This is a genomic window from [Phormidium] sp. LEGE 05292 (assembly GCF_015207735.1).
In the GTDB taxonomy this organism is placed as follows: Bacteria; Cyanobacteriota; Cyanobacteriia; order Cyanobacteriales; family Aerosakkonemataceae; genus Floridanema.
This window is the reverse complement of record NZ_JADEWG010000001.1, coordinates 107,136-131,312: the sequence shown is the minus strand read 5'-3', so window position 1 is coordinate 131,312 and position 24,177 is coordinate 107,136. Positions and strand designations below refer to the sequence as shown.

At 37.2% G+C, this 24,177-nt stretch carries 20 protein-coding genes; 12 read left to right on the top strand and 8 right to left on the bottom strand.

Translation table 11 applies throughout. The annotated features are described in order from the left end of the window. Window positions 1–38 precede the first annotated feature (38 nt). The 3 genes from ggt to IQ264_RS00485 all read left to right on the top strand — a co-directional run bounded on the left by ggt (window position 39) and on the right by IQ264_RS00485 (window position 4,611). Complete coding sequence (gene ggt, locus IQ264_RS00495; RefSeq protein ID WP_193977508.1) at window positions 39–1,787, top strand: gamma-glutamyltransferase; 1,749 nt, start codon at window positions 39–41, stop codon at window positions 1,785–1,787. Window positions 1,788–1,986: 199 nt separating this feature from the next. Beyond that, a complete protein-coding gene (asnS, locus tag IQ264_RS00490; protein ID WP_193977642.1) occupies window positions 1,987–3,378 on the top strand; it encodes an asparagine--tRNA ligase in 1,392 nt (463 codons plus the stop codon). A 201-nt stretch (window positions 3,379–3,579) separates the two neighbouring features. After that, entirely contained in the window at window positions 3,580–4,611 is a 1,032-nt protein-coding gene (locus tag IQ264_RS00485; RefSeq protein WP_228061184.1) for a M28 family peptidase, read from the top strand. Between the two features lie 470 nt (window positions 4,612–5,081). Here the strand turns inward: IQ264_RS00485 and IQ264_RS00480 are convergent, their stop codons facing one another. Further along, window positions 5,082–5,351: a GlsB/YeaQ/YmgE family stress response membrane protein gene (locus tag IQ264_RS00480; RefSeq protein WP_193977638.1), complete on the bottom strand. Its 270-nt coding sequence runs from the start codon at window positions 5,349–5,351 to the stop codon at window positions 5,082–5,084. 300 nt (window positions 5,352–5,651) lie between these two features. On the opposite strand from IQ264_RS00480, the gene IQ264_RS00475 reads away from it, so the two are divergent. The 4 genes from IQ264_RS00475 (at window position 5,652) to IQ264_RS00460 (ending at window position 11,102) form a co-directional block, all read left to right on the top strand. Continuing rightward, complete coding sequence (locus IQ264_RS00475; protein WP_193977506.1) at window positions 5,652–9,005, top strand: PAS domain-containing protein; 3,354 nt, start codon at window positions 5,652–5,654, stop codon at window positions 9,003–9,005. Between the two features lie 283 nt (window positions 9,006–9,288). Then, entirely contained in the window at window positions 9,289–10,077 is a 789-nt protein-coding gene (gene crtW, locus IQ264_RS00470; RefSeq protein WP_193977504.1) for a beta-carotene ketolase CrtW, read from the top strand. 149 nt (window positions 10,078–10,226) lie between these two features. After that, complete coding sequence (locus IQ264_RS00465; RefSeq protein ID WP_193977502.1) at window positions 10,227–10,700, top strand: TspO/MBR family protein; 474 nt, start codon at window positions 10,227–10,229, stop codon at window positions 10,698–10,700. Window positions 10,701–10,856: 156 nt separating this feature from the next. Next, window positions 10,857–11,102: a ChaB family protein gene (locus IQ264_RS00460; protein WP_193977500.1), complete on the top strand. Its 246-nt coding sequence runs from the start codon at window positions 10,857–10,859 to the stop codon at window positions 11,100–11,102. Window positions 11,103–11,408: 306 nt separating this feature from the next. On the opposite strand, the gene IQ264_RS00455 is transcribed toward IQ264_RS00460, so the two are convergent. Both IQ264_RS00455 and IQ264_RS00450 read right to left on the bottom strand, forming a co-directional pair. Then, entirely contained in the window at window positions 11,409–12,134 is a 726-nt protein-coding gene (locus IQ264_RS00455) for an SRPBCC family protein (protein ID WP_322744558.1), read from the bottom strand. A gap of 35 nt (window positions 12,135–12,169) precedes the next feature. Then, complete coding sequence (locus IQ264_RS00450) at window positions 12,170–13,333, bottom strand: hypothetical protein (protein WP_193977498.1); 1,164 nt, start codon at window positions 13,331–13,333, stop codon at window positions 12,170–12,172. A gap of 460 nt (window positions 13,334–13,793) precedes the next feature. Between IQ264_RS00450 and IQ264_RS00445 the strand changes: the two genes are divergently transcribed. Next, the gene (locus IQ264_RS00445; RefSeq protein ID WP_193977496.1) at window positions 13,794–14,729 is read left to right on the top strand and encodes a hypothetical protein; all 936 of its coding nucleotides are present in this window, start codon (window positions 13,794–13,796) and stop codon (window positions 14,727–14,729) included. Between the two features lie 62 nt (window positions 14,730–14,791). Here IQ264_RS00445 and IQ264_RS00440 read toward each other — a convergent pair whose 3' ends face one another. Then, on the bottom strand, window positions 14,792–14,965 hold the full coding sequence (locus IQ264_RS00440; protein ID WP_193977494.1) for a hypothetical protein: 174 nt from the start codon (window positions 14,963–14,965) through the stop codon (window positions 14,792–14,794). Between the two features lie 146 nt (window positions 14,966–15,111). On the opposite strand from IQ264_RS00440, the gene IQ264_RS00435 reads away from it, so the two are divergent. Beyond that, complete coding sequence (locus tag IQ264_RS00435; RefSeq protein WP_193977492.1) at window positions 15,112–15,918, top strand: alpha/beta fold hydrolase; 807 nt, start codon at window positions 15,112–15,114, stop codon at window positions 15,916–15,918. Window positions 15,919–16,257: 339 nt separating this feature from the next. Here IQ264_RS00435 and IQ264_RS00430 read toward each other — a convergent pair whose 3' ends face one another. Next, entirely contained in the window at window positions 16,258–16,686 is a 429-nt protein-coding gene (locus IQ264_RS00430; RefSeq protein WP_193977490.1) for a response regulator, read from the bottom strand. Between the two features lie 619 nt (window positions 16,687–17,305). Here IQ264_RS00430 and IQ264_RS00425 point away from each other — a divergent pair. Further along, window positions 17,306–17,662 carry an Hpt domain-containing protein gene (locus IQ264_RS00425; protein ID WP_193977488.1) on the top strand — a complete coding sequence of 119 codons (357 nt, stop codon included), beginning with the start codon at window positions 17,306–17,308 and terminating at the stop codon, window positions 17,660–17,662. Window positions 17,663–17,669: 7 nt separating this feature from the next. On the opposite strand, the gene IQ264_RS00420 is transcribed toward IQ264_RS00425, so the two are convergent. The 3 genes from IQ264_RS00420 to IQ264_RS00410 all read right to left on the bottom strand — a co-directional run bounded on the left by IQ264_RS00420 (window position 17,670) and on the right by IQ264_RS00410 (window position 21,428). Then, window positions 17,670–19,082: a PAS domain-containing sensor histidine kinase gene (locus IQ264_RS00420; protein WP_193977486.1), complete on the bottom strand. Its 1,413-nt coding sequence runs from the start codon at window positions 19,080–19,082 to the stop codon at window positions 17,670–17,672. Window positions 19,083–19,495: 413 nt separating this feature from the next. Beyond that, entirely contained in the window at window positions 19,496–20,617 is a 1,122-nt protein-coding gene (locus tag IQ264_RS00415; protein WP_193977484.1) for a phosphodiester glycosidase family protein, read from the bottom strand. 106 nt (window positions 20,618–20,723) lie between these two features. Beyond that, complete coding sequence (locus tag IQ264_RS00410; RefSeq protein ID WP_193977482.1) at window positions 20,724–21,428, bottom strand: Crp/Fnr family transcriptional regulator; 705 nt, start codon at window positions 21,426–21,428, stop codon at window positions 20,724–20,726. A 94-nt stretch (window positions 21,429–21,522) separates the two neighbouring features. On the opposite strand from IQ264_RS00410, the gene hcp reads away from it, so the two are divergent. Continuing rightward, window positions 21,523–23,160, top strand: a complete 1,638-nt coding sequence (gene hcp, locus IQ264_RS00405; RefSeq protein WP_193977480.1) for a hydroxylamine reductase — start codon at window positions 21,523–21,525, stop codon at window positions 23,158–23,160. A gap of 165 nt (window positions 23,161–23,325) precedes the next feature. Continuing rightward, the gene (locus tag IQ264_RS00400; protein ID WP_193977478.1) at window positions 23,326–24,105 is read left to right on the top strand and encodes an HAD-IIB family hydrolase; all 780 of its coding nucleotides are present in this window, start codon (window positions 23,326–23,328) and stop codon (window positions 24,103–24,105) included. Window positions 24,106–24,177 lie beyond the last annotated feature (72 nt).

Below are 24,177 nucleotides of genomic sequence, written 5' to 3'. Positions count from 1 at the left end.
AGTTATGTATCAATGATCCCCGACTCTGCAACTGCACAATGCAACAAAAATTCTGGAAAGTCATTTTTACCGCCTTGGTATTTTCCTGTAACTTTGTTTTCCCAGTTCGCACTCAAGACTTACCTGCGCCAGAGGGAGACACTGGAAGGATTGAAAAGCAAGCTGTCCGCGCTAAAAGACAAATGGTAGTTACTGGTAATGTATTGGCTTCTCAGGCGGGGATCGCTATTCTGCGGCGGGGAGGTAATGCTGTGGATGCGGCGATCGCAGTCCAAATGGTGTTAACTTTGGTAGAACCGCAGTCTTCGGGTATTGGCGGTGGGGCATTTCTACTGTTGTATGATGGCACAACGGGGAAATTACTGAGTTATGATGGTCGGGAAACCGCACCTGGGAAGGCGAGAAGCGATCGCTTTTTGAACGCTGAAGGTAAACCTTTAGATTTATTCGCGGCGGTAGTTGGAGGAAAGTCTGTCGGTGTACCTGGGGTTGTACGGATGTTGGAAATGGTACATCGGGAAGAAGGGAAACTTCCTTGGCGAGAGTTGTTTCAACCTGCGATCGAGTTGGCAGAAAATGGTTTTCCGATTTCTCCCAGACTGTATCAACTGCTGAGTAGGGAAAAGTATTTACAACGTTTTCCTAATAGTAGGGATTATTTTTATTTAGCAAATGGTCAGCCGAAACCTGTCGGTAGTAAACTAGTAAATCGACCTTTGGCGGGGGTTTTAAGAGCGATCGCAAATCAAGGCGCAGATGCTTTTTACCAAGGGGAAATTGCTAAAGATATTGTGGAAACTGTTAATCGATCGCCTGTGAATCCGGGAGATTTGACGCTTTCCGATCTAGCTAAATATCAGGCAAAAAAGCGCGATCCTGTTTGTGGTTTATATCGAGTTTACCAAGTTTGTAGCATGGGGCCATCGAGTTCTGGCGGAATTACGGTTTTGCAAATATTGGGAATTTTGCAGAATTTCGATCTAGCTAGTTTGAAGTCTAAACCAATTGAAATGGTGCATTTATTTTCGGAAGCGGGTAGACTTGCTTATGCCGATCGCGATCGGTTTTTAGCCGATCCCGATTTTGTGAAGATTCCTACTCAAAGGTTACTCGATCCGCAGTATTTGCGGGTGCGGGGGAGTGCGATCGATCCTAACCGTTCTATGGGAAAAGCTACACCGGGAAATATTGTAGTTTCTTCTGGAGAAAGGCGATCGATTCATTGGTTAGATTTACCTGCGACTACTCATTTTTCGATCGTCGATAAAGATGGTAATGCCGTTTCTATGACTAGTTCTATTGAAAGCGGTTTTGGTTCTCGGTTGATGGTAAGGGGGTTTTTATTAAATAATCAATTGACGGATTTTAACTTTGTTCCCCAAGAGAATGGTCAACCTGTTGTTAACCGTGTGGAAGCTTGGAAACGTCCCCGAAGTTCTATGTCTCCAACGATAGTTTTTAATGCTCAAAAGCAGCCAATTTTAATTATTGGTTCTCCTGGCGGTAGCGGAATTATTAATTTTGTCGCTAAGGTTTTGGTGGGGGTTTTAGATTGGAATATTGATGTTCAAGAGGCGATTTCTTTACCTAATTTTGGTAGTCGTAATGGCCCGACGGAGTTGGAAGCTGATACTAATTATGCTAGTTTTAAGGCAGATTTGGAAAGGCGTGGTCATCAGGTGATTGTTATTCCTTTAAATAGCGGTTCTCATGGGATTGAAATTAAAAATGGCGAACTCATCGGGGGGGCCGATCCTCGTCGGGAGGGGGTTGCTATTGGTGATTAATTTAGATAAGATTTTTTGAACCGCGAAGAGCGCAAAGGACGCGAAGGAAGAAAGAAAGTTTTGTATCTTTGTTGGGTAGCCTAGTCTTTGGTTAATTTAACCGCAAATGAACGCAGATGAACGCAGATGAAGAGGGATGATTTATTTCTGTGGTTTAATATAATGAAGTTCTAAGTGTCTCAGTTAAAATCAATTAATCATTATGACTCGACGTATTGCTGATATTCTGAAAAATGGTCAACCTGATGAATCTGTTAAGGTGCAAGGTTGGGTTCGCACTAAGCGGGAGTTAAAGGAGTTTGCTTTTGTTGAGGTGAATGATGGTTCTTCAATGGCAAATTTACAGGTGGTTTTGAATCCTGATTTGGCGGATTATGCGACAATAATTAAACAATTAAATACTGGTGCGTCGGTGGAAGTTGAAGGGGTTTTGGTTGCGTCTCCGGCGAAGGGACAAAGAATTGAATTGAAGGCTTCTAGTGCAAAAGTGTTTGGAGAAGCCGATCCAGAAACTTATCCATTGCAGAAGAAACGGCATTCGTTTGAGTTTTTAAGAGATATTGGACATTTGCGATCGCGTACTAACACCTTCGGCGCAGTTTTTCGCGTGAGAAATGCTTGTGCAACTGCGATTCATAAATTTTTCCAAGAACGCGGTTTTTTATGGATTCATGCACCAATTATTACTGCTAGTGACTGTGAAGGTGCAGGGGAAATGTTCTCGGTTACAAGTTTTAATTTAGATAAAGTTCCTCGCACTGAAAAGCAAGAAATTGATTACAGTAAAGACTTTTTTGGTCGTCCAGCTTATTTAACGGTTAGCGGACAACTGGAAGCGGAAGTTATGGCGATGGCTTTTTCTAATGTTTATACATTTGGGCCAACTTTTCGCGCCGAAAATTCCAATACTTCCCGCCATTTAGCTGAGTTTTGGATGGTAGAACCTGAAATGGCTTTCTGCGATCTTCAAGGTGATATGGATTTGGCAGAAGAGTTTCTGAAATATATTTTTAAATATGTGTTGGAAACCTGTTCGGAAGATATGGATTTTTTCAACCAAAGGATTGATAATTCGGTGTTGGCGACGGCGGATAATATCATTAATAATCAGTTTGAACGTTTAACTTATACTGATGCCATTAAAATTTTGGAAAAAGCAGATAAAAAGTTTGAATTTCCCGTTAATTGGGGTTTGGATTTACAATCGGAACATGAAAGATATTTAGCAGAAGAAAAGTTTAAAAAGCCTGTAATTGTTACCGATTATCCGGCGAAAATTAAAGCTTTTTATATGCGGTTAAATGATGATGAACAAACCGTTCGCGCAATGGATATTTTAGCCCCAAAAATAGGTGAAATTATCGGCGGTTCCCAAAGAGAAGAACGTTTAGATGTGCTGGAAAAACGCATTGAAACGTTAGGAATAGATGCCAAAGTTTTATGGTGGTATTTAGATTTGCGTCGCTTTGGAACAGTTCCTCATGCAGGTTTTGGTTTAGGCTTTGAAAGATTGGTGCAATTTATGACTGGAATGGCTAATATTAGAGATGTAATTCCTTTCCCTCGTGCGCCATTGACTGTGGAATTTTAATAGTAGAAATACAGAAGGCAGAAAAAGTTAATAATCCCATTATTTTATCTGCTTTCTTTCATCTGCGTGCTTCTGCGTGCTTCTGCGGTTTAATAATTAAAACTTTAAAGTTTGACCAAAAGTTGAAATTAAAACATCTGTGTTTATCTGTGTTTATCTGTGGTCATCTGTGGTAAAAAAATATATTATTAACGCCTAAAAATGAAAAAATGGTTATGGTGGGGATGGTTGTTTGCGATCGCCACAACTACAACAATCTTTTTCTCTTCCTACACTAACAACTTCATGAGCAATTGGTACTCCAACTTACTAGCATCCCAATTAACAACAAATTACACTCCAGAAATAGTCCCACAACCAATTCCTACCCCAAAACTTAAAACCTCGCAAGCGATCGCAGCACCAAAAGTTAGTAACCACCAACTATTAGCACATATTAAAGCTTTAAACTTTGAACGCTACGAAGACGCTAGCCGCAGTAAAGCTAGAGATTATATTATCAACAATTTAAAAAAATCGGGATGGTCACCAACTCTACAAACTTTCGAGTATGGTGTTAATCTAGTAGCAGAAAAACCCGGAACTAACCCCAAAGCGGGAACCATTTTATTAGCAGCGCATTATGACACAGTTATTGGTTCTCCCGGCGCAGATGATAACGCTAGCGGTGTTGCTACCGTTTTAGAAGTGGCGCGTTTATTGAGTAAATTTCCTACAGCAAGAACCTTAAAAATTGCCTTTTTCGACTTAGAAGAAAAAGGACTTTTGGGTAGTTTCGCTTTTGCTAATCAACCGGAAAATTTAACCAATTTACAAGGTGCAATTATTTTAGATATGGTTGGTTTTGCTTGCCATACTCCCGGATGTCAGCAATATCCTCCCGGTTTACTAATTACCCCGCCAAGTGACAAAGGAGATTTTTTAGCAGTAATAGGTGATAGGGAAAGTACTCAATTGCTTGCAGCATTTAATCAGAAAACTGCTCCTAGTTTACCACCAATCGTGACTTTACCTATTCCTTTAAAAGGTATAGCAACACCTGATTTATTGCGTAGCGATCATGCACCTTTTTGGATGCGAGGAATTGGTGCAGTTTTAATAACCGATACAGCCAATTTTCGCTCTCTTCACTATCATAAATCAACAGACAACCCTGATACGATTGACCAAGAATTTTTTACTGGAGTAGCGCAAATAGTAGCTAATGGTACAGCTACGTTGTTGCAAAATTAGTAGGCTAATTAAAAGGGAATTTCATCATCATTACTCCTAGAATATACTGCCAGCATTCGCACCTAATTTTTAGCAAATCTCAATCTTCAATTATCCCATAAAGTTTTATTCAAAAGAAAAGTTTGTTTCTCCTGTTTGATTGCTACTAACTTCTGGGTATCGTAATTTTTTTAAACGTTTAGCATCTGCTGGATAAACTCTCAATAAATATTTTGCGAAGTCCTATAAGTAAAATTGAGACTCCGTTATTATTAATAGAGTGCTTTTTGTTACTCATTAGTTATTATTATTATTGAGTAATATTTGGCACTCCAGTAATTAGAAAACTAGATTTATTTATGTTATGTTAATGGTGTATGGGCTCAAAATCACTGCATGGATTAAGGAAGCAGTGATAATTTGAGCCTGAATTTTACAGCGATTAAAAAAATCATGAAAGCCAAAAACAAAGGGCTTTAACCAAAAGTTACCTATGCCGCACTGCGAGTGAACAAGTTCCACAGGAAGATGGCAACAATTGCACCTAAAACAGCAACAATAACGCCAGCAATACTTAAGGTTGACGAGGTTAGAGCTAAAGTCCCTGTAGTAAGTAAGTTAGCCAAACTTCCACCAACCAAAGCGCCGATGATACCTAGTAAGATGGTGCCGAGAATGCCACCGCCTTGGTGTCCGGGATAAATAGCTTTAGCGATCGCACCAGCAATCAAACCTAAAATGATCCAAGCAAGAATATTCATGGTAATGTTCTTTTTAACCTCTTCTTTTGACATTTACAATTTATCAGTAATAATTTACTCAACCCATCTGCCATCCGGTATAAACTGATTTTTACTAACGGAATAAATCTTTTGGATTACTCGTTGAACAGAAAATAAAAAACCATGTCTGCTGCATTTTTCTCTAATTCATCGTGCCAAAACAGAGAGGCAATAAGCAATCAGTTCCTTGCAGCAAGCGAGCAGTAGAACAAGGGAAATTTTAATCAGTCCAAGTAAATTATCTTGAATTATCAGGGATAGAAATTGGAGAGATAGAAGATGAATGTTCCTCAAGATATTTTTGCTGGTAGCGGAGAAATGGGAGTATTAATGCGAAGTTTTGACTGGGGGAATACTCCTTTAGGTGTAGTAAAAAATTGGCCGCAAAGTTTACGGACGGCGGTGAGTATTCTGCTCAATTCTCCTTATCCAATCTTCATTTGTTGGGGTTCTCAGTTTATCAAGTTCTATAACGATAATTACATCCCCTTTTTGGCAGAAAATCATCCCCATGCGTTAGGAAAACCTTTTGCTGAAGTTTGTCCAGAAATGTGGTCAAAGATGGGTTCAATGCTACAAAAAGTCAGGGAAACTGGCGAAGCTGCCTGCTCGGAGAATATGCTGCTATTCACGCACCGTAATAAATACCGAAAAGAGGTTGATATAACATTTTCATATAGCCCAATTCGGGATGAAAGTAATCAGGTGGGAGGAATTTTTATTAATTGTACAGAAAATACTCAGAATCCGCTTCGGCAGCTTTCACTTCATGAACAGCAGTTTCAAAAAAGTCAACATTTATTACAGCAAATAACTGATACAATTCCAGGAATCTTATATATTTATGATTTACTAGAAAATCGGAATATTTATGTAAATCAGCAAATTAGTGACATACTGGGATATACACCGCAACAAATTCAAGAAATGGGAGAAATGTTATTTCCTCAATTGGTGCATCCCGAAGATTTAATTAAATTTCCTGCTCATATCGCACAGTTTCACTCACTTAAAGAAGGAGAAGTTTTAGAACTAGAATATCGGATGCGACGAGCTAATGGTGAGTGGTGTTGGTTTAGTGGTCGGGCAACTGTATTTAGTCGAAATACTGATGGTTCACCTAGACAAATTCTCGGTACTGCTTATGATATTAGTAAACGTAAGCAAGCTTTATCAGATTTGCAATTGCAAAAAGAGCGTTTTGAATTAGCAGCTGCGGCAGTAAATTGTTTAATTTATGACTGGAATTTGCAAACAAATTTAGTAGAAAGAACCGATGGTTTAACACGCATTTTTGGCTATTTACCCGAAGAAGCAGAACCAACGCCAGATTGGTGGTCAAGTGTGATTCATCCAGAAGATTTGCCTTTAGTAAAGGAGAGAGGATTGAGTCAATTAGTCAATCAAAATCGTTATGAAGTTGAGTATAGAGTTCGCTGTAAAAATAATCAATATTTGGATGTTATAGATCAGGGTTTTGTGATTAAAGATAGTCAGGGAAATTCGGTGCGAATGGTGGGGACAACTACAAATATTAGCGATCGCAAACAGCTAGAAGTAGCCTTACAACGTTCGCAAGCTAAACTTGATGATATTCTTAATAGTGCGATCGCTGCTATTATCAGCTATCGAGTATTTGCTGATGGTAGTTGGGAATCTGAATATTTTTCCGCAGGTTGTGAGAAAGTTTTTGGTTTTACCGCCGCAGAATTAACAGAAAATCATCATCTTTGGATGTCACGAGTATTACCAGAAGATTTAGCTTTATTGCTTCCTAATCGTTATCAAGATATCTTTGCTGGTCGAACTAATTTAATGGAATATCGGTTTCAACATAAAGATGGAACTTGGCGTTGGATTTCCGATATTATGACTTCCCGATATGAAGCAGAGTTGAATTGTTGGATTGCAATTGCTGTAGCAACTGATGTCACTGAACGCAATCAATTATTAGGTGATGTGCAACAAAGAGCAAGTCAATTACGCGGATTAACAGAAGCATCATTAGCAATGAATTCTGTGCTGTCAATTGAACAAGTACTGCAAGTAGTCACAGAACAAGCGCGAATAATTATTGGTGCTCACCAATCAATTACAACTATGGCGAGCGAAGGAAATTGGCAAAAACCAATTCATGTTGTATCTTTTTCCGATAAATATGCTCAATGGCGAGATTATAAACCTAATTTTGATATCTGCCAAATCTATCCAAAAATTTGTCAGATGAATCAAGTTTTAAGGATGACGGAAACCGAGTTAATTTTAGATCCGCAATGGATAACATTTAATCAAGAAGTAGAAAATTATCCGCCAATGCGGGGTTTATTAGTTGCACCGTTAATTAGAAGAGATGGAGTAAATATTGGAGTAATTCAACTTTCTGATAAACATTCCAGCGATTTTACTGAAGCCGATGCAGATATTTTGGTGCAGTTGGCGCAAATGGCTTCGGTTGCGATCGAAAATTCTCGATTATATGAAGCAGAACAAAATGCTCGGACTCAAGCCGAATCAGCTAACAGAATAAAGGATGAATTTTTAGCAGTTCTCTCCCATGAATTGCGCTCTCCTTTAAATCCTATTCTCGGTTGGTCAAAATTACTACGAAGCCGCAAACTCGATCAAAAAACTACCGATCGCGCTTTAGAAACAATAGAACGCAATGCTAAACTTCAAACTGAATTAATCGAAGATTTATTAGATGTTTCCCGCATCCTTCAAGGTAAACTGACGCTCAATGTTTGTTCTGTGGACTTAAAAACTATCATTCATGCCGCAATTGAAACTGTGCATTTAGCTGCTGAAGCAAAGTCAATTCAAATCAAAACTCAGTTTCAATCAAATATTAGCTTAATCTCTGGCGATCCGAATCGATTGCAGCAAGTAATTTGGAATTTGCTTTCTAATGCAGTTAAGTTTACACCCAATGGCGGACAAGTAGAAATTGAATTAAACCAAATAGGCAGTTTTGTATTAATTCGAGTCAGCGATACTGGTAAAGGAATTCAACCTGATTTTATCCCCTATATATTTGATTACTTTCGTCAGGAAAATAGCAGTACAACTCGCAAATTTGGTGGCTTAGGTTTAGGTTTAGCAATTGTACGCCATTTAGTAGAATTACATGGAGGAATTGTACAAGCAGATAGTCTAGGTGAAGGTAAAGGAGCTACCTTTACAGTTCAATTACCAGTAAAACAAACTACTTTAGAAACAAAAATAGAAACCAAAGATTCTGAATTAAACATAAAATTAGATGGGGTGCGAGCTTTAGTTGTAGAAGATCAAGCTGATACGCGAGAATTAATTGTCACGCTCCTAGAACAAGCAAGCGCCAAAGTAATTCCAGTCGCCTCGGCGCAAGAAGCATTACAAGTTTTAACACAATCAGAAATCGATATTTTATTAAGTGATATTGGAATGCCAGAAATTGATGGTTATATGTTAGTACGCGAAATTAGAAATCACCCCAACCAAAAAATTAACCAAATCCCGGCGATCGCACTTACTGCTTATGTTGGTGAATTTAATCAGAAACAAGCCCTCAAAGCAGGATTTCAAAAACATCTCTCTAAACCTGTAGAACCAATAGAATTGATTGCCCTAGTAGCTAACTTAGTTAATAATTCCTAAATCAAAAACATTTCCTCCTTTTTATAGATGTCTAGTGTAGAAAAACACATTATTTTCCAAACAAAAATCCCTGCTTTAGATAGATTTAGCTAAAAAAAACTTCGCTTCAATAAAATGATACTTATTAAATATTCTACATTTTTTAGGTATAGCCACAGAATTTTTTGTATTATTTAACCCATAAATATCTGTCTTCAGAAGTGCAAGACTTTTAGAACTGTAGACAGAGAAAAGAATAATTTTTAACAGTTACGATTTGAATGTAATTGTTAAGTAATGTGAAATGACGACTGAAGTCACCAATTTATCGGCTTTTAATAACATTATTAAAAGTAGAGAAGCCAACTTTTATGGCCTATCAATTTCTCGGAATATAGCTAACTTTTATGGAATTATTATTGCTGCTGTAATTCTTTCATTATGGGCAATTACTTTAGTAATATTACTTTCTATTGATGTCGCAAAGCTACAGCTTTTTTGGATAATACCCGCTATATTATTGCAAACCTTTCTCTATGCAGGTTTATTTATCACTGCCCATGATGCCATGCACGGAGTAGTATTTCCTGCAAATCTTAAAATTAACCATTCAATCGGATCGATCGCAGTATTTTTATACGGTTTATTTTCCTATCAAAACTTACTGAAAAAACATTGGTTACATCACCGTTATCCGGCGACTCATTTCGATCCAGATTATCATGATCTGGTACATAAAAGCTTCTTTAGCTGGTATTTCCACTTTATGAAAAGTTACTCCAATTGGAAACAACTTTTAGGATTCGCATTAGTATTCTCGTTACTAGCTGAATGGTTCCATATACCTATAATTAACTTAGTTTTATTTTGGATTATTCCCTCACTTTTAAGCTCATTACAATTGTTTTATTTTGGAACTTTCCTCACCCACCGAGAACCAAAAGAAGGCTATACCAATCAGCATAGAACTACAAGTAATCATCTTTCACCTTTCTGGTCATTCATTACCTGTTACCATTTTGGCTACCATAAAGAACATCATGAATACCCTCATCTTCCCTGGTGGAAACTACCAGAAGTTTACCAAAAGTAGTTGAAGAATTTTTAATGTTTAGCCTCAGTAATAAAAAATACAAAAAATCAGTCTTGATATGTTCATACTCAAGACTGATTAAACTCTTTGGTTCACTTGTCAGGATGATGACAAATTCAAAATAATTTAGCATTATCAGAGGTATAAAAATGCTTAAATCTTGGCTGGTAATCGGAGGCATAACTTTAATAGTTGCCCTTGGTACTATTTTGATGAGACCGCGTGATACCGTTTGGGGAGTACAATTACTTCGACCTCAATGGCTAATTTTTGAACCTGCTATTCCTTTCATTTGGACTTTCATTTTTATCTGTGGTGCAGGGTCAGCTATTCTGATTTGGGAAAAAGATCCAGGTAGTTTAAAAACTTGGTTACTCATGGCACTTTACCTAGTTTTAGAAGTAGTGACAGTGGCTTATATCCCTATGACACTAAGGCTAAGAAGCCTAAAAGTTGGCTTAATATTAGGAGCAGTGGGACTAGTTTTAGCTGTTTCACTAACACTATTAATTTGGCCTATTTCTGGCTTGGCTGCTGCTTTATTAATTCCTTATTTGCTGTGGAGTCCAGTTGGAACTTATACTACTTGGGAAATGATTCAACTCAATCCAGAAGCGGCTTAATGACTTTGTTTTAAGTTGTTGAGTGTGACTGTTAATTTGCTAATCATACCTCAGACATAGTGAATTAAATACCATAATTACCTCCAAGGATGAAGAAATTGTAAACTCTGCTTTTTATGATGATCCCAGTAGTGAAATAACAAATGGATGGTATTTATGGCTGTAAAACAACTCGAAGACTTATCTCCTGAAGTTAGAGAACAATTAGCTGATGGTTCTGAACAATATTTTCTGGCAGCTTTTAATAGCGCCTACGAAAATGGAATGGATGAAGAATCTGCTATGAATGTAGCTTGGAATAGCCTGGGTGTAAACTTTGAAAAAGCTCAAGATGGCAAGTGGCACAAGAAGCCAGAAGAACCAGGCATACATTACAAATCTGTTAGTTCAGGCGGTAACTAAGTAGCAAAAAAAGAGCCGATTGAGCCAAAAATTATTTAGATATTCTGTAGGAATTCTAGACCTAAATCCGGGTTTTAAAAATTTCCCTCCCTTTTTATTCTGAACGAATAAGTGAGTGCAGAAAACACCGTTGATTAATGGATTTTTCCAATAATCAACGGTGTTTTTTTGATATTACTAGAACTTACGCACTGAGATCCCCCAACCCCCTTCCCAAGGGGGCTATTAAGTTCCCCCCTTGGGAAGGGGGGCTAGTTCGGATCTAGATTTCAGGCTCCAGAGTGCGTAAGTCCTAATTACACACAGTTATCTATGTCCAGCAGGTTGCCCTTCGGTGGTGGCAATTTCTCCGGCTTCCATTAATTGTTTAAAGCGGCGCAAATCATCTCCGATTTGTTGTTCTGGTTCTTCACCAAAAAGTTTGGCGATCGCAGCCCCCAAAGCACCAGCAGGCGGGTTATATTCCATGACAACTTTTACTTCTGTTCCCCTTCCCTCTGGCGCAGGTTGAAAGCGAACAAAACCAGAATTATCTACATCCGCACCTTCTAAAGAAGCCCAAGCAATTAAATGATTTTCTTGGTCATTAATTATTTCAGCATCCCACTCTACGCTGTTACCCATAGGTGCATTAGCAATCCAATGAGAGCGTTTTTGATCTGATACTCTCACAGATTTGAGATGTTTCATAAAAGTTGGTAAATTCTCGAAATTGTGCCAGAAACGATACAATTCTTCCGGTGATTTGTTAATAGTTACTGTCTTTTCCACTATGATATTTTGGTTCATTCCTGTTGCATCCTGTACGCCACTTTTTCCACCAACACCTTGATACACTAAACCGCCACCTGCAAGAGCCATCAACGCACCCCGAAGAGAGCGACGCGATAATCCATAAAGTACAAGTGCGCCACCACCAATTAAGGATGCCCATTGTCCAGCATCCTTGGTGTTTTCTGGTTGATTGGTAGTATTTTGTTTGGTAATTTCCATCCGTTTGTCTCCTGAAAATACTAAAAGTTCATGATTCATAATTGATAATTTAATGAATCATGAACTAGGGCAGATTAATAACGAAAAACAGCTGCTAAGGGAGCGCGATCGGGAACTTGTTCTGGTTCAACAGCATATACAGTTCCTCCATTTAAAATGGTTTGAACTGCGGCTGAATCTAATAAATCCTCATCTCCGGTTTCGGGTTCGGGATGTAGTTCAATTGTGTTATTTTGGGGATCGAAATTACCCCATTGCTGCACTCCAACAGCTACAAATAATTGTTCAACGCGCCCATAATATGCTGCGGGGACAGTTTCTTTGATATCAGTTGAAGCTCTTTGAGCGGCTGCGGATTCTTGATAGTAAGCGATCGCTTTTTCCTGCGCCTGTGAAAATATCGGTTCCACTATTTGCCAAGCTTCACTTTGCAATTCTTCGGGAGTGGAGATTTTGGTATTTCCCGTAATTCCTTCTTCAACTAAATGCGGGTAAGTATTAGCTTCTCGGTAAATTGGGAAGAGATATTCTACTCCAGTTAATACCAAAGGTACATTTTTTCCGCGCAAATACTTTTGAATTCCGCGATCGACTAAGTAGAAAAACTGCAACAAATCTACCTTAATATTATCTCTGTCTGGACTTCCTTGCCCGTGAAAAGTTCCAGAATGTTGAAAGGAATTATTAGTTCCCCCTTTTGATGTGTTGATGCGGAACTGTCCCTCTTTAGCAGTCTCATCATACATGAGAGCTTCATCCATATTTTTGGGGACATCCTCTAACTCAATTTCTTTTACATCATAGCGGGTACATTCTAATAGCTTGATTTGCTCTTGACTCAAACTCAAAATGTAAAATAGCCCATCATTAGTTAATAGAGGTAACAGCGGTTTTAGATGGAAACGATCGGTAACAACAGCTAATTCCGCAAAGTTTAATGGTAAGCGGTAGTAATGAAATACCCCCTCAGCTACAAAGATTGCTAACCCATTATTTTGATGTTGCCAAAAATCTTGATCGTCTAGTTTATGAGCAGGCTGCAAAAATTTTCCTGCTTCCGATTGGGTGAAACCATGTTCTACTAATAATTCTTCTGCCTGACGAATGAGATTTTTAAACCGAATTGGATTTTGTTGCGTTTCTTGTCCTAAACGGCAAGTAGGCATATAAATTGAAACACACAATCCTGTAGGTTGTTCTACTAAATTTTTTAACTCATCTATAGATAATAGAGTCATACTATCTCTTCTCCTAAATCCTTCTAAAATCGCTAATTGCCTGTGAGAGCAATAGCTCATAATTGTCTATTCTTTAAACTGTATCTCTGTTAACTTATCTACTCTTCTGCCTTTAGTAACAATCGCAAGGATGATTTTTAAATTACTCAACTTAAGATGGATGTAAGTAATATTTTGTTTGCTAAAATTATGCAATTTTTGACTATTTTTTGATAGAAAAAACGCATATCTTGGAATAGATTGCAAGACTACTCTTTCGATAGAAAGCAATCTTAATAATTAGGATTAATATTAGGATTAATATATAGATAAGCAACCAAAAGATTAGGCAAGGTATGTCTGCCTGAAGAATTTTTATTTGCTAATAAAGCTGGCAGCTTTATGTAGCCAAGTTTTTGCTTGGCGCTAATTTTTAGTAGCTTAAATTCTCAGTTTAGAAATTAAAAGTAATTAAGCAACTATGGATAAATTGACCTCTGAGCAAAGTTCTGTAGAGATTTCAGAATTTATTACTAGCCTGAGAAATGGTATTTGGCTGTTAGGAATTCCCTCTTGGTTATTTGGAATTACCGATCGCAGTATGGCTACCTTAGCTGATGGTTATTTATCAGCGATGGATTTCATGCAACTATTTACAGCTTCTTTCATCTTTTTAAGTTGGCTGTTTTTGAAACCTTATCAGGTAGAAATCAATACTTATCCTACCGATATAAGTTTGGTTCCTCACGAAATTAACCCAGATTCAGCACAAAATAGGATGCTGGAACTCCGAAAATTACACATGATTAGTCAGGAGTATATATTACCCTTTTCTCATCTTTGCCAAATCTATCATTTGTTGAATTTAAAACACTTAGAAACAGTTCACAGCTTTAGCCTCAGTAACCTAAGAGTTGTTTCAGTTACACATTTTCAACCGACGGCTATCGGGGGAATTATTAAATTTCAAACCATGCTAAATTCAGATTTTAATACTCTGCGAATTTGGCGACAACCATTAGTAGAAGTAATTCTAGCTCTCTATAACCCATATACGGTAGAACTGAATATTCCCGTTTATGGCAATAAAAGAATTGTTGTGATGTTTAATGTCGAACCTATTAGTGATAAAGAACACAGATTGTATATAGACATTTACAGCAATCTCGATTGGCCTAAACCATTGTTGCAACTTTTACTACATTTTGCATCTTGCTTAACTTTGTTTGAAGATTTGCCATACTTAAGGAAGTTAGCAGATAGAAATATTGACCGTTTGTTTAATGTTAGTATGGTTTCAACTCACGAAACTGCTTGGTTATTTAAAAGATTTGTTGAGCTATATGGTTCGGCTTGGAAATCTTCTCAAAGCATCAAAATGCTGGAGTCAAAAGATACAGTTACGGAAACGGCTTAGAGCGATCGCAATCTACCAAAAAAATTATTCCCTACTAACAAAAATCGACAAGAGGTAAAGACTTAAATTAATAAAACCGTCATTAATGGCAAACCTGCGATCGTAGAAGCTAAAAAAGTCCAAACGCAAAAAGCTTCAATATCTTCTTGCTCTAAAGCTGTTCCCATTTGTATAATTGAGAAAGGGAAAATCGCTAGGAACAGCAGTGCAATTACTATATATTCTAAAGCTAACATAATAATGTCTGACCTCATCCTTCTTTACGTTGAATGATGAGTTATTTACTGTTTTCGTAAACCCCTCCATCGGCTGAAGTATTACAGATAGTTTTTGGTAATTTGGATTACAAATTAATTTATGAAAGTAGCCAGGAGTAAATGCTATGGAGAGCTTGTTCATCGAAAAGCAAATTCATTTAGCAGATAGTAATATCTTTTACCAAGAAGCCGGAACAGCTACTAATTCTGTTTCTATATTATTTATTCATGGGTGGTCTGTATCAATTGAACCTTATCAAGAAAACTTAAATATGTTGTCGCAACGTTATCACGTAGTAGCACCTTATTTGCCAGGTTTTGGAAAATCAACTGCCCCTCATTTTGTCAAAGATTATAGCGACTATGCTGCCGTATTAATTGATTTTCTCAAGGCGTTAAATCTTCAGTCAGTACATATTGTAGGCCATTCTTTAGGCGGTGCGATCGCAATGGCATTAGCAGCTTTAAAACCTGATTTTACCCGAAGTTTAATAGTAGTAGATAGTACAGGTATTCCGATGAATTCATTGCCGGAAGTTGTAGTGCGAAGAGCGATCGAAATGTCTGCTCAAATGTGGCAAGCAAAACCTGAACCTGCGTTAGCTATACTTGCCCGTGTACTTTACAATAGCCTGTTTAATACGAAAAAAGTATTAGAAACAGCTAAGTTAGTACTAGACAGAGATATCCGCTCAATGTTGCCCCGAATTCATACTCCTTGTTTGATTATTTGGGGTGCAGATGATTTACTCACTCCCATGACAATGGCTAAAGAATTTGCTCGAAATATTAAAGGTTCCAAACTGGTAATTATTGATGGCGTTTATCATGAATGGAACTTCTTTTTTACAGAAACATTTACAAAAACTGTCTCCAATTTTATTGATGAAATTGAATTGGGTACTGGGAACCTAACTTCAGAGCTTTTTTAGCTAACTCTTCTACCCTTTCCGATAGACTATATTCATCGTAAAATTGATATTCTTTCATCTACTCATTCCCCGCTATTAGTGATTAATTAACAATGGCCTTAATCGAATTAAAAACTGTAATTTTCTAAAACCCAATTTTCGCTGTTTTAATTACTTAAAATCAGCGATATATAGAACTGATTACTGTTAGTAAAAATTAACAATCCTATTTGACCCAAACCTCTATCCGAAGAAGAATTTATGTTTCTATCTATAGAACGAGTTCAATATAAATAATGTTGGTATCATAGGATTAAACTTTGTTCAACCTAAAACGTGAATTTTATAGCAAATAATTGTTTACTTTTTAGTAAGTTCAACAATTACAGCAATTACATCCATTGGTTCTACTGGTTTAGCTAAATGCCTTTGAAACCCAGCTTTTAATGCTTGTTGTTGGTTAGATTCCCCCGCGTATGCAGTTAACGCGATCGCAGGAATTTGTCCCCCTTGTTCTGGTGGTAAACCTCGAATTTGACGCATTAACATATAACCATCCATATCCGGCATTCCAATATCACATAAAAGAATATCTGGTTGAACGCTAGCTAAAGTTTTTAATGCTTCTAATGCTGAGGCTACCACAATTACTTCAATACCGTATTCTTCCAATAAAAATGCCACTAAATCTCTAGAGTCAGGGTCGTCATCTACAACCAAAACTTTTAATCCTGCAAGATTTACCGAATCCGCAGATAAGATTAGCCAATCTTCTAATGGTTCACTCATTCTTTTTTCTCCCTATTTTGTTAAGTAGTAATCTAACATTGATAGTTGCTATTTAACTTTTGCTTTAGTTCTCCATTGACATAGAAACTTGATGTAATTCTACCAATGAAAGAATAGGCAGATAACGCTCACCAAATCAAGCTCATACATTAAATTATCCTTTAATAATCTTCATGACTGGCATAAAATATTCTACTACGAACAGCTGAATACTTCACTTCCTTGAAAAACAGAAGATTAATTAGACAAAAGGAAGCTCATGTATGTTGTTCATTGTGTGCCATTATTATTAATATTGCGTTCGGAAATACGGGGAGAAAAACCCATCGATTTTGATGTAGTGTTTGCATTAGGCCAGGAAGATTTTTGCCTAGTTTGGTACAGAAAATATTGTTGAGTTCTCTTATAAAACTATTAACACTTTTATAAGTTCAGCCTGAGCGTATATTTTTATTTATATAAATGATAAAAAATAATAAAGACTAAAAATATCTAATCAAAAAATAAAACCGCGTTTTGTATCATAAGTAACATTTTTACCGAAAGTAAAGATTTTTATAAGACAAAGTTAATCGCTATTCCGGTAAAATCAGAATAATTTTACAAACAGCCTCTAGCAGTGTTACCACAAGATGAAGAATTGCCGATAAACTTGCAGCGTCTGCAAGCAGTTAGCAGGGGAAAAGTAGCGATGCAAAAGCGCCTTTTAGAAATCTTTTTCCAAGCTGCTGAGGGAGATATTGCAGCTTTGAAAGAGGCGATCGCAAATCATGATTTTCCTACCATAAAACATAAAGCTCATCAACTAAAAGGCTCTAGTGCTAACGTAGGTATACCAAAAATGTCTATTGCAGCAGCAGAATTACAAAAACAAGCCGATCGACAGACACTCCCAGAAGCTAATGAACTAGTCAATGAAATAGAAAATTATTTCCAAAAAGCACGACAATTCGCAGAAATCCATTTTTCCGATTAAACAAAATCTAATGTTTTCTTTGCATGGGGATTTCCACAATAAATTCCGTGCCTTTTCCAAATGTAGAATTACAATCTAAAGTACCGCCATGTTTATCAACGACAATTTGATAACTAATTGACATTCCTAATCCCGTTCCTTTGCCTATAGATTTAGTAGTAAAAAAAGGATCGAATAAATGTTTTATTACGGATTTCGGCATTCCAAAAGCATTATCTTTAATGCAAATTTTTACTCGGTTTGGTTCGACAAAATCTGTAATAATGCAAATTTTAGGTTGATGCTCAATTTCTTGCTTCATACGTTCTTCTAAAGCATCAATGGCATTAGAAATAATGTTCATGAATACCTGATTGAGTTGCCCAGCGTAACATTCAACCAAAGGTAATTTTCCATACTGTTTAATTACCTCAATTGCCGGAATATCTGGTTTAGCTTTCAACCGATTACTGAGAATCATTAATGTGCTTTCAATTCCTTCATGAATATCCACACCTTTCACTTCTGCTTCATCAATGCGGGAGAAGTGACGCAGAGATTGCACAACAGCACGAATGCGATCGGCACCTACCTGCATAGAAGAAAGCAGTTTTGGTAAATCTGTACGCAGGAATTTTAAATCCATTTCCTCTTCTTTTTCTATTAAATCAGGATGCGAACCTGGACAATGAGCTTGATAAAGTTGCAACAAATCTAACAGATCGTTCATATACTGATTCGCATGAACTAAATTGCCATGAATAAAATTCACTGGGTTATTAATTTCATGAGCAACTCCAGCTACCAACTGTCCTAAACTGGACATTTTTTCGCTTTGAATGAGATGAGTTTGTGCTTGCTGTAAATCCAAAAGTGTTTGTTCTAATTTTTGGTTTTTTTCCTGCAACAATGCTTCTACTTCTTTGCGTTCAGCAACTTCAATCTCTAATTGCTCGATCGCCTGTTTCAGATGTGCGGTGCGTTCTTCAACCCGATTTTCTAACTCTTCAACAACCTGCTTTAGTGCTTCTTCTAAATGTTTGCGGTTAGTAATATCCCTGATAATACCAACGATATATTTATTACCTTGGCAATCTTGAAAACAAGACTTTTTAGTAGAAATGATGCGAATCTTGCCTTCTAAAGTGGTAATAGTTTCTTCATTTTCATCACCAATCCCTGTTTCTAATACCTGTCGATCTTTTTCCCAAAAAATATCCGCTTCTGATTTATGGAAAAAGTCATAGTCAGATTTATCGAGTAATGTTTCACGATTAATACCGATAAAATTGCAAAAAGCATCATTGCAGAGAATCCAGCAATGCCGATCGTTTTTAACGAAAATGGGATCGCTAGTGGTATTGATGACTTTTTGCAAAAATTCTAGAGAATTTGGCTGTAATTCTGGATTTTGCATCATTTGCTTAGTTAAAGTTCTCATCTTCTTTTTGCTTCTAAAAAATAGATTTAAGTGGAAATTTGAGGATAGCTGTAACCAAAATCTCACTGGGAGCTTTACGGTATTTTCATATAGATATAATTCCCATAAAGTTGCCAAATTACTCAATAGGATAGCAAGTTAATAAAACTATAAAAAAGAGACTGGGGATTGGTGACTGGTGACTGGGAAAAGAGAATGTAGAGGAACAAAGCTCGTGATTTAACTTGCTTCTACTCTTCGCCTTTTGTCTTTTCCCTTTACCTTATATCGACTACCTAAATGTTGGCTACAGATGCTTGGGAAAGGGCGGGTTTTGATTTCAATTTTATTGCAGGGTATTCTCAGCTTTTGGCTAAACCCGCCCCTACCTGATTTGTAGCAAACATTTGTATAAACGATATTACTTCACTTATTTAATCTGAAAAATCAGCGGTTGCAGGTGAAGGACGATCGCCATTTTGAAAGCGTAACCAAGACTGTTTTAACTCTTCTGGCGCTGGATAATTTGTATCATAAACCGCGATTACATTAGTTAAATTCCGTCCCGGAGACACTAAAATTTTACCTTTGTGCGCTAAGGCGACAGAAGCACCACCATCTAAATTCATCGCTTCCACACAACCGATCGCTTGCATAATTTCCGCTTCTTTTTGTAAAGATAAACTAGTTAAAAAAGTCACCAAATATAACTGTTTTCTCGATTCAGGAAATCCGATCGCACAACGAGAACCTACACCCAAAACATGAGAATCTTTGAAACCTTCCGAAAGTGGAGAAAGCCAAACTTTTCCTTCTTTAACTAATCTTGGCCCACAAGTTAACGAAAACCAATGTTCTGTCCAATCTGGCTTTCTTTCCGTTCTAGCAGTAACCATTTCTAATTCATTTCCGGCTTTAATTCCTAAAGTAGTGCCGTAATTTTCCCAGCGACTATATTTAACAAATTTTCCCGCCGCTACCATATTACCCAACACAGCTTTTTGGCTATCTTTGCCGAAAAAAGTACCATTAGTTACGATCGCAGCCTGTTGTCTATCTACTAAATCTTTAAAAGGTTCATCGCCTTTACTAATTTTATAATTATTAGCAATATCAGCATTATTAGCCAATCCAACAGTAATAAAAGTTTCGGGATCTGTCAGGTCAATAATTGTTTGATAAAAACTAACACCAGCAATAGATTTGCGGCTAATTTGTACAGGCTTACCTTTTTGATTAGAAAGCTTAACTTCAGGAGTTTTTGCTGGTTTTTCTGGGTCTGGAGATGGAGAATTAATAACTTTTGGTTGAGGAGAAGGAGTAGTTGCACCTATTGGATTATTCGCCGGAAGTTCAGTAGTAACTTTTTGCTGATGTTGCTCTCTTAAAGCTAGCAGCTTTTGCCATAATTTTCCCATCAACGTGAAGAAATTATCGCGGTTCTTGGGTACGGAAAAATATTCGGCTAAAACTTGAGTAGCAGTAAAAACTATTAAAAATAAAAAAGTGCGCCGCAACATTTTACGGCAGCCACTAGCTGATTTAGATTTAGGCATACCGATCGCAAAGAAGTAAATTTCAAGCTATAAAGTTAAGATTATCCTACATTTCAGATTTCCCACTTCTCGGCAGAATCTACTTTGTCTCAAAAATTCTTAACAATTACTCTCTAGTGCCACCTAAAACTTTTAACCTCTGTAAATTCAATAATTTAACAGTTGAACCATTCAAGCTAATAATTTCTTCCTGGCTGAGTTTGGCAAATACCCGCGATAAAGTTTCAGGAATTGTACCTAACAAAGCGGCTAATTGTCCTTTAGTTAAATCTAATTCTACTTCCTCTTGGTTGCCAGTGCGATCGCTCAAATACAACAAATAAGCTGCAAATCTTCCGGGAACTTCTCTTAAAGAAAGGTCTTCAATAACTTTAGCAAACCTGCGTAAATGACGAGCGAAAATCTTCAACAAATTAACTGCCAAACTTGGATTATTTTTGATTAGTTCTAAAAAAGTAGTGCGGGGAAAAAACAACAGTTCAGTTTTCTCTAAAGCCGCAGCTGAAGCCGGAAAAGGTTGCCCATCAAAAGCTGGTACTTCAGCAAAATGTTCATGAGCACCGAACACTTGTAAAATTTGTTCTTTACCTTCCGGGGAAATCTTAAAAACCTTTACTTTGCCAGAAATTACTAAAAAAAATCCCGTTCCAGCATCCCCTTCCCAGAAAATTGTCTCGCCTTTTTGGTAAGTTTGCTGTTGAGCAATACTTAACAAAGCATCAACCTCATCTGTTGGCAAGCCAAAAAACATTTGACTATTGCTCAGAAACTCCTGTAAATCAATACTTTTCTGGTTGTCCTTGCTTGCCATATTTTTTCAATCCTTCATTTTTTGACTTAAGTCAAGGTTATCTTTTTTAGCTTCCCCTATTCTGAGGGTAGATGAGAGAAACAGGAACAAGACTATGTATTGCAACCAATGTGAACAAACCACCAAAGGAGAAGGATGCTATCAATGGGGTGCTTGTGGTAAAAGCCCAGAAGTTGATGCTCTACAAGATTTATTAGTTCATTGTTTGCGGGGATTGGGAGAAGTTGCGATCGCTGCTCGTAGCTTTGATATCATCGATAAAGAAGCCGATTTCTTCACTTGTGAAACCCTATTTTCTACTCTAACAAACGTCAACTTTGACCCCAACGACTTTGTTAATTATATCCACAAAGCCATAGCATTGCGGGATGAATTAAAAGCCCGAACATTATTCACCAGTTGCCAACATATAGAATGGTCAACCCTTGCTGAATTTCAACCAGGACAAACTGTTAGCGAACTAGTCCAACAAGGCAAAGATATTGAATACCAATTTATCAGTTCTTCTGCCAAAAATGTCGATATTTTCTCCTTAAAACTCACTGTACTTTATGGACTAAAAGGCATTGCTGCTTACGCTTATCATGCTGCCGAACTTGGTCAAGAAGACGATCGCGTTTATGCCTTCTGTCATGAAGCCTTAGCCGCCCTTGGTAGCAATGATAAAACCTTAGAAGATTGGGTAAATATAGCTTTAAAATTAGGAGAAATTAACCTGCGAACAATGGAATTACTTGACGCAGGAAACACCAACACTTATGGGCATCCGGTTCCTACATCTGTACCTTTAGGCGCGAAAAAAGGCAAAGCAATTTTAGTTTCAGGTCATGACCTTAAACAATTAGAATACCTCCTCCAACAAACAGAAAATACAGGCATTTATATCTACACTCACGGCGAAATGTTGCCAGCCCATGCCTATCCCAAATTAAAACAAAACTACCCTCATTTGTATGGTCATTATGGCACCGCTTGGCAAAATCAAACTAAAGAATTTCCGGCATTTCCTGGGCCGATCGTGATGACAACTAACTGCCTCATGCCACCCCATGATAACTACAAAGACCGCGTTTATACCCTTGGGCCTGTTGGTTGGCCTGGATTAATTCACCTCACCAACAGCAACTTCAATTTGGTAATTGAAAAAGCTTTAGAAATGCCTGGATTTATTGAAGATGTTGTCGCTAAAGAAGTAATGACAGGCTTTGCCCGTAACGCAGTTTTAGGTGTAGCTGGTGATGTAATTGATGCAGTTAAACAAGGCAAAATTCGCCACTTTTTCTTAGTCGGTGGTTGTGATGGTGCTAAATCAGGAAGGAACTACTACAGCGAATTAGTAGAAAAAGTTCCAACTGATTGTATAGTTTTAACTTTGGCTTGTGGTAAGTTCCGTTTCTTCGACAAAGATTTAGGAGATATCGAAGGTTTACCTCGGTTAATGGATGTAGGTCAATGTAATGATGCTTACTCGGCAATTCAAATTGCTTTAGCGTTAGCAAATGCCTTTAATGTAGAAGTGAATCAGTTACCTTTATCAATGATTCTTTCTTGGTACGAACAAAAGGCTGTATCCATTTTATTAACCCTACTTTATCTGGGAATTAAAGATATCCGCTTAGGGCCAACATTACCAGCCTTTATCTCTCCAAATGTCTTCAAGTTACTGTCAGAAAAATATAACTTGAAGCCGATTACTACCGCCGATGAAGATTTGGCAGCTTGTTTAAGTTAATCTCTCATCTTATGTTTAAATGTAGGTTGGGTTTAATATTTGCCCAACCTACATTTTCTTTAAAATTTGTCCTAGAATACTTTACTTTTCAGATACTAGTAAGTTACAATTGTAAGTGAATTATATAGCTTTAAAATAAAACAACTAATTTTATTGTTATATTCTATGTCTCTAGATACCCTGACTTCGCCAAGTATTTTTATTAACGGAAATATCAGTTTAATTGCTACTGATATGGATGGCACTTTAACCACTCATGGGAAATTTACTTCATCTTTACTCAAGGCTTTAGAAGCGTTAGCTGAAGCAAAAATTGTTGTACTATTAATTACGGGTCGATCGGCTGGTTGGGTACAAGGTTTAAAAAGTTATTTACCTGTGACAGGTGCGATCGCAGAAAATGGCGGAGTATTCTTTCCAGCCAACAGCGAACAACCAAAACTTTTAACACCTATTCCTAATTTAATTAATCACCGTCAACAATTAGCTGCCACCTTTGACTATTTAAAATCCCACTTTCCCCAAATAGAAGAATCTACAGATAACCCTTTCCGCCTCACCGACTGGACATTTGATGTTCAAGGTTTAACAAGTGATGAATTACAGCAACTAGAACAACTTTGTAAAGCAAAAAATTGGGGTTTTACTTATAGCACAGTACAATGTCACATTAAACCACAAAATCAAACAAAAGCTACCAGTTTACTGCAAGTATTAAATAGTTATTTTACCGAAATAACTACAGAAAATTTAATTACCGTTGGCGATAGTCCTAATGATGAAACTTTGTTCGATCGCAGTTTGTTTCCTTTCTCTGTTGGTGTGGCAAATATCTTACACTACAAAGATAAATTAAAATTTTTACCTACTTACGTCACATCCTTAGAAGAAGGAGAAGGGTTTAGAGAATTAGCAGAATTGGTTTTGCAAGTGCGATCGTATTAATACCCATTCTCTGTAAAATGCACTTAATCATTAGTCCCTCCCTGTAGACGGGGAGGGGTTAAACAATTGGTA